We start from the raw sequence: 5,695 nt of genomic DNA, 5'->3' as shown, positions 1-5,695 counted from the left end.
TCATGCTCATGGCAGTTATACTGCTTGGGCTGATTTCGATGGTAACGTTCCGTCAGCTGAAGAGTTGGCAGAGAACAACATTCCCCATCCTACAGTGCGTGTCCAGTCCTCAATTCCAGGCCGAGAACATTGGTACTGGCGTTACGAGCAGTTCAATAACGATATCGCTTCGGTTCAAGGTATTAACAAAGCTATCTGTTACGCGCTCCAGGCTGATATCGGTGCCTGGGACGCAGGACATAGTACCCGTCCTGTAGGTTCGTTTAATCATAAGCGTTCTGCCCCGGTTATTATCAAGTCTGCTAATAGTTTTCAATATACTCCGGAAGACTTCTCAACTGTACCTCTTCCGCAGATTAGCTATGACCTGGAACAGTTTAAGCGGGAGCAGATCCCTAACCCGGTAAAGACTATGCTTAAGTATGGCCCATGGCCAGAAGATGCACGGGATTTGTTTACTAAGCACCAGGTTGCAGAAGGTTTCAGGTCTAGTGCTCTTACTCGTGTTAGTTACACTTGTGCAGAGCAGGGTCTCGATAACAGTGAAATCTACTCTCTGCTACAGTGGGTAGATAAGCGTTGGGGTAAGTTTAGGGACCGTGCCGACAAGGAACGGTACTACGTAGACCTGGTTAATTACGTCCGACAGAAACACCCTTACCAGGGTATCAAGGACGTAACTGTTCTCGCTGATGAAATCCCGACTTTCGGATTCCGAGAAGTTCTTGATTTTGTCGATGAGACCGAGTGGATTATTGAAGGACTTCTACCTATTAAGGGTACGGGATTTGTAGTAGGACGTTCTGCTACAGGTAAGACTACTCTTAGCATTGGTATGGTAGCTAATCTCGCGCTGGGTAAAAAGTATTTGGATTGGACTTCTTCTACAGGGGATAAGAAGTACAAGATCCTCTTCCTCTCTCTCGAAATGTTGGTCGAGCACGTTAACGACTTCTTTAAGAAGTTGGCGCTCAATTTCACTGAAGAAGAGTTGGACCTTCTCCAAGAGAATTTCAAAACTTACGCCAGTCCTGAAAAGATTAAGCTGTACCAGCCCACAAGTCCGCTTATGGGTAAGTTCATTCGTAAGCTTGAGAATTACCAGCCGGATATCATTTTGATTGACTCGGCTTCGTATTCTCTCGCTTCCAACCTCTCAAATCAAGAGGAGGTCACTAAGTCTATGGAGGTCCTTGATATGATTAAGGATCGCTATAGCTGCACTGTGCTATTCGTCCATCATACGCGTAAGGAACCACCAGGTCATGGCTACAGAGAAGCAGACCTGGATGATATGTTTGGTAGCGCATTTATTGCAGCTGCTGCAAGCACCATTATCTCTCTCAAGCAGTCTAAGGACTACACCGAGAGTAATAAGCTAATGGACATCAGGTATCTTAAGTCTCGATTTACTGGAGACAATACTGGATTCTCCGTAGTTATGGACGGAGAGCGTCGAGTGTTTAACCGTCCTACTTTCGGTGCTCTACCTTCCGTACCTTCACAGGCACAAGAGGTCAAGGAAAAGAAGAAGACTAGTGGAAGTTTCTTCGGTATCTAAGCTACTTACGCCGTCTGAATTTCTCTCCAAAGCGGTACTGGCCGATACTATGGCCATCGATACGGAGACAAATGGTAAGGATATTAGAGATGGACGCGGTTATGCTATCGGAATTTCAGCAGCGGTACGGATTGACAACACCTATTACTCAGCTTACTTCCCTGTAGCCCATGAGTCGGATAACGTGGAAGAGGAGACTAAAAACCTCCTCTTCCAACTTATCGCTACAAGGAAACGGATTATTTTCCACAGTGCTAAATTCGATATCATCGCTTTGCAGACTACCGGGTTTAACCTTCAGATAGTCCGGTGGTACTGCACCATGCTTATGGCACATATGCTCAACGAAAATGTGCCGAAGGGTTTGGACTGGCTCGCTAAGAATGAGCTTAGAGAACCAGGTAAGCTTAAGCCACCAGAGTGGGAATTCTTCTTTAAAATCTACGGTTGGTCACCTAAGTTTCCAGCTAAGGTTATGGCACTATACGCCGCTGAAGATGCTGTACTCTGTCTTAAACTCTTCTTCCACCTGTACCCAATTTTTGTAGAATCGGGTTTCGATAATGGAAGCGAAGTGTGATGGTTGCCATGAGTTCTACAAGAAAACAGAACTAAGAGTGGCAAAAAGTGGGGGCGTCTATTGTTGGCGAACACCAGACGAGGGTGGGAAAATTAGCTGCAAGCCTAAGTTTGTAGAGCCTGTAGCTATAGAGTTTACTTTCTCTTGGGAGGAGCTTACAGCTCTCGCAGAGTATATCGATGGCAGTAAGAACATTCAGGTTTTGCTAGCTATCGATGATCTTAAAGAACGTCTAGATAGAAAAACTTACGAGCTGCTTAAGAGGGTTCTTAAAGTTGATGAAACTGGCACCGTTCAACAGTCCGATTCCTAATCTTTGGGATCGAGAAATGCAGAACATGCAGGTTTTCCATACTATGGAGAGTCGAGGTGTTCGCGTAAATAGGCAAGTCTGCGAGCAAGAAATTGCCGTAGGCGAAGGCCGTATGAATCAGCTTCGTAAGGAACTGAACGGCTATAATCCTCTCTCCAATAAGGATCTTAAGACCCTTCTTATTGATGAGATGAAACTGCCTGTTCTACAGGAGCATCTTACTCCTGCGGGAAAGCCATCTTTTAATAAGGTGGCAATGCAGGACTACGAACTTATTCTCGCAAATAACCCTGCGTATTCTGAGGGTCCCTGGGGTTCAGTAGCTAGTAATATTCTTGAGTATCGAGGCTGGAATATTACACTAGGACTTTGCTACAGGAAGTTTGTAGAGCTTCAAAGTCCTGACGGTCGTCTTCGTTGTGATTACTGGATTCACGGAACTAAGACAGGCCGTACTAGTTGTCACGATCCTAATCTTCAGCAGGTTCCTAAAGATGCTGCTAAGGTATGGAACCGTAATATCAAGAAGTCTTTTGAAGCTGAAGATGGTTATGTACTGTACCAAGCCGACTTTTCACAGGGTGAAATGCGTTTGGCTACAGGGTACTCTAAGCAGCCCGCTCTAATGGAAACTTTCCAATGGAATCGGGATATGTGGGGCGATATGGTTGCCGCGCTAGGACGCCCTAAGGCTAAATGTAAGACACTTACTTATGCCAAGATGTACGGTGCGCAGCGTAAGAAGCTTGCACTTATTCTTGGTGGTGATGACCCTGACCAGTTTATTACAGACTGGGAAGAATATCACGATAAGATTGTGGCTCTGTCTAAAGTCGTATACGAGCGCGCTAAAAGGCGTGGATATATCCGTCTGTGGACCGGCAGGATGCGTCATCTTGCTATGGATCCTACTGGTGGACCCCGTCTAGCTTTTAATTCCCTGCTCCAGGGTGGTTTGGCAGAAATCGTTAAGAGTGCTATGATCCGACTCTATAACGAAGTTGACGGACCAGAGTGCCGGATGCTACTAATGGTCCATGACTCTGTTATCTTCGAAATCAAGCGAGAATACTTGGAGGAGTACATCGCAAAGATTAGCGAAGTAATGAGCCGAGTTACTGACGAGATTAACTTTGACGTTCCTTTTGACGTCGAAGGGGAATTTTGGGGACGAGATGCCGCTTGAGGGCGGTACTTTCTGGCTCTATGGTACGGAGTACTAATGTTTATCGCGGTAGATCCTGGTAAGAACGTAGGCGTAGCTACGTTTCTTGAAGATGGTTCAGACGTTGCCCATAAGACTATGCACTACGATGATTTTCGAAATTTCCTTAAGCTTAGCTACAGTGGGATTAAGGGAACCGACGAAAAGATGCGGTTCATTGTAGAGGACTTTAGGCTTCGGCAAGATAAGGCTCTTGCCCAGACTGGTTCTGATATGCCCGCACCACGTTGTATTGGTGCTATCGATATGATGCTTACTATGCTTGGTGAGCAGGCTATGATTTTCTGGCAGCAACCTGCTAATCTTAAGGGAGCACTTAAGTGGGCAGGATACCCTGAACTGGCTAATAAGCCTAGGGGTTATCATCCTCCGGATGGGATTGCTGCCTATGCTCACGGTGTCCATCGACTTATTGACCTTGGACTTAGGAAGCACCCGATCTTCGGATGAGTAGTCTAACTTACAAGCACAAGTGCAAGGATAACGATGCCTCCACGTCGTCGTAAAAACAGCCAAGCTAACGAAATGGATAGGCTTGCTAAGCTTGCATCTAAGCTTGGCATGAATATCGACAATATCATGGCTGAGGTTCCTCTTACTGAAATAGGAGCCGAAGCTGTAGTTCGTAAGGAGATTGAAGCTGAATCCGTACTCTTCTATATTGAAGTTAAGGGTAAGGGCTTCAACTCTAAGAACTGCAAGAATCCTAACTGCTCTCAGCCGTTCCTGCACACTTATCAGGCAGTTGATTACTGTTCCGATGAATGTCGTGCATGGGCACTAGCACAGTTGGGTATTGTTTGGAACTTCCACCGTAAGACTGACGCACAAAGGTGGAACGTTTACAACAAAGGATATGTTCCCAAAGTAATTGGTGTCGAAGCTACTAGCGCGCTAGAAGAAGCAGGCCATCTTTATACTGAACTTCCTCAAGAGGGGGTCCTAGAACCACTAGAAGAAAACCTGGTTGACGACGATCCTGACTTTACGTATATCGGTACCCCTCCAGGTAAGGGTCCCGAAGATGAGTATGAAAAGAAGGAACGTCTTAAAGCAGCCGCGGCGCACCTAATTGAGTCTGGAGAATTTGAGTAGAAACAAAGAACCCCCGAGGTCCTTAATTGGACTTCGGGGGTTTCTGTATTTAACTAAGCTTTAAGAGTTTTATCAAAAAGACCAGATTCGTCGTAGTCATCCCGGAGAGCCATAATTTGCTTCCTGGGAATCTTAGACCTCTCTTTCTCTGTCATACCGCCCCATGTCCCAGATACGTTGTAGATGAGAGCGTAATCCAGGCACTCCCCAATAACGGGGCACATATTGCAAACGTCTTTAAAGCGACGATCCTTCTTGTCTTCCGTGAAGAAGATATCAGAATCGACATTCCGACATTCGGCCGACAGTTGCCAATCATTTTCCATGGCGTGTAACCCCCCGCCATTAAAACTCTTACAAGAGTTTAGTCAACAGAAACAAAAACGCTCCGCTGAGACATGGCAATAGAAGGTTCTGAAATAGCGCTCTATCAAAGAACGACCTCCTTGCTGTCCTAGCGTTTTCGAGGGCTGTAAGTCTTGATTTAATATCAATAAAGTCTAGACGAAATGAACGCAAATGTAGCGCAATTTCTCGGTTACTTTCGGGGATATCAAGGTCATCATCGCCCATTACATCCTACTAAGTACCGAAGTCCAATAGGCGTAGAGACTCGGATAGCCTCCAGCTTGCGTAGTTTTAGAGTGCATATTTTTAACTGAACCTTCGCCGCCATACCAAGCTACGGCGGCACCTGCTGCACCATACTTTTGTAGATATTGCTGTAGCTGATATCTAGCAATAGTATCCTGGAGTCCAGGACTATTAAGAAACTCATCACGTGAAATATCACGACCAAGCGCTTTACGGTCCCATTCAGATCCGCCAAATAGATTGAATGGCATGACCTGATAACCACCGAGAGCGCCAGAATCCTTATTAATAGCTCTGTAATTATCGCTGGATTCCTTTGACCGAATG

The 5,695-nt window shown here is 45.7% G+C and carries 6 protein-coding genes; 4 read left to right on the top strand and 2 right to left on the bottom strand.

The window, feature by feature from the left end:
• From VIP81_RS33390 to VIP81_RS33375, 4 genes are all read left to right on the top strand, one after another.
• Positions 1–1,561, top strand: a 1,561-nt coding sequence (locus VIP81_RS33390) for an AAA family ATPase (RefSeq protein ID WP_331972587.1), incomplete at its 5' end; no start/stop codon positions are given.
• Positions 1,539–2,141 carry a hypothetical protein gene (locus VIP81_RS33385; RefSeq protein WP_331972584.1) on the top strand — a complete coding sequence of 201 codons (603 nt, stop codon included), beginning with the start codon at positions 1,539–1,541 and terminating at the stop codon, positions 2,139–2,141. The genes VIP81_RS33390 and VIP81_RS33385, both read left to right, overlap by 23 nt.
• Positions 2,142–2,419: 278 nt before the next feature.
• Complete coding sequence (locus VIP81_RS33380) at positions 2,420–3,640, top strand: DNA polymerase (RefSeq protein WP_331972582.1); 1,221 nt, start codon at positions 2,420–2,422, stop codon at positions 3,638–3,640.
• 525 nt (positions 3,641–4,165) lie between these two features.
• On the top strand, positions 4,166–4,774 hold the full coding sequence (locus tag VIP81_RS33375; protein WP_331972579.1) for a hypothetical protein: 609 nt from the start codon (positions 4,166–4,168) through the stop codon (positions 4,772–4,774).
• 53 nt (positions 4,775–4,827) lie between these two features.
• Here VIP81_RS33375 and VIP81_RS33835 read toward each other — a convergent pair whose 3' ends face one another.
• On the bottom strand, positions 4,828–5,100 hold the full coding sequence (locus VIP81_RS33835) for a WhiB family transcriptional regulator (protein ID WP_414649456.1): 273 nt from the start codon (positions 5,098–5,100) through the stop codon (positions 4,828–4,830).
• Between the two features lie 246 nt (positions 5,101–5,346).
• The coding region (locus tag VIP81_RS33370; protein ID WP_331972576.1) for a hypothetical protein at positions 5,347–5,695 on the bottom strand (349 nt) is incomplete at its 5' end.

It is taken from the genome of Chitinophaga sp. (assembly GCF_036566945.1).
Lineage (GTDB): Bacteria > Bacteroidota > Bacteroidia > Chitinophagales > Chitinophagaceae > Chitinophaga.
Note: the sequence above shows the minus strand (reverse complement) of the source record. Positions and strands in the feature narration are given on the sequence as shown.